The organism is Clostridium sp. AM54-37XD (assembly GCF_003478225.1).
GTDB classification, from domain to species: Bacteria; Bacillota; Clostridia; order Lachnospirales; family Lachnospiraceae; genus Coprococcus; species Coprococcus ammoniilyticus.
The window spans coordinates 1-1,521 of the sequence record NZ_QUEV01000022.1 but is presented as its reverse complement, the minus strand read 5'-3'; the positions used below and the strand labels follow the sequence as shown (position 1 = coordinate 1,521).

Sequence of the window (1,521 nt, the reverse complement as noted above, 5' to 3'; positions counted from 1 at the left end):
TTAGAGGATATATGTTTCGTTTTATTTCTAAAAGAAATATAATAAGTTTGAATCCAAATCATCAAATTAATATTTATCAAAATTTACTTTCGAATGAAATAATACGGTGTTCAATAAAATCTAATATGGATTGGAATAATCTAAAGACAGCCTTATTATTACAAGGAATTAAAATTGATATATCTGCTATGATTGCATTAACGGAATGTGGTGGAATTCAAGAAGGAACATTTGATGCTATTGATATTAGATTTTCTAATGACTTAATAGTAAATTGTCCACTTAAAATCCCTTTTATAGATTTCTCGCCATTTACTTTAAAATATATAGAAAAAAACTTTTATTTATTTTATCTTGAAAAAAATATAAGTATTGTATATGTAGATAAAAAAGATTCTATCCCAAATGTTAAAACACATTCCGGTTTATTATATTCAAAAATGGTGCAGCGCAATAATATGCGTATTCGCATTCGTCATAATTCAATATGTTTGTTTAAACAAAATGGAAAAGGCTGTCATTTTTGTCATGCAAAAAATGAAGAATACTATAATTTTGATTTAGACGATATAACGGAATCCTTTTTGTTTTATCTAGAAAATTTTGAATTTAAGGAAATTATGATAGGTGGCGCTTCAAACGATAGAATATATGAGCCAACACTCATAAAGGATATTCTTAAAATAATTAGAATACATACAGATAAACCAATTTATATCATGAGTCTTCCACCACAAGATTTAAATGATATTCAAGAATATAAGAAATTGGGTGCAAACGAAATTGCTTTTAATCTCGAAATTTATGACGAAACCATTTCAAAGGAAATAATGCCCGGTAAAGGAATGATTTCACGGAATGAATATCTAAAAGCTTTACAAAAAGCTGTAGAAGTCTTTGGAAATGATGGACAAGTACGTAGTATGCTAATTGTAGGTTTAGAGCCGCTTGAATCATTTAAAAAAGGTATAGAGGCCTTATGCAAAATTGGAGTATCTCCCATGATATCTCCGTTTCGACCTATGCAAAATACAAAATTAGCAAACTATGTTCCACCAAATTTTGAAGAATGTAAACAGTATATAAATACTGCAATAGAGATAACAAAAAAATATAATATCAAATTAGGGCCACCAAATATTTATAATCAAAACAATACTTTTAATCCTATTGATATATAAATATAAATGATAACCAGCCTTAAGCTCCCAAAAGGCTGGTTATCATTTATATGTTACATCTATTCCTTACTGATTGTTAGACGCAGAATAAGAATAACTTTGAAATATAGGATCACAATTTAATATTGATCCTGCTGTAATATTATGACTTATGCTATTAATTGTAATCTGATTAGCCTGAATAATCTGTTGAGAATGTTTAATTTTCTCGCTACTTTGTTTTTCTATTTGCTCTTTCTTTAATAAATTATCTATTTTTATTTGTTCCGTTTGAGCCTTTATTAATTCTATTTGAGCAAGAGATTTTTTTTTCATCTATTTCATTTTTGATATTTTCTTT

At 27.1% G+C, this 1,521-nt stretch carries 1 protein-coding gene; it reads left to right on the top strand.

Annotated features, from left to right (window positions below; all coding sequences use genetic code 11):
- Window positions 1-1,181, top strand: a 1,181-nt coding sequence (locus tag DXA07_RS12875; RefSeq protein ID WP_207663855.1) for a radical SAM protein, incomplete at its 5' end; no start/stop codon positions are given.
- Between the last annotated feature and the right edge of the window lie 340 nt (window positions 1,182-1,521).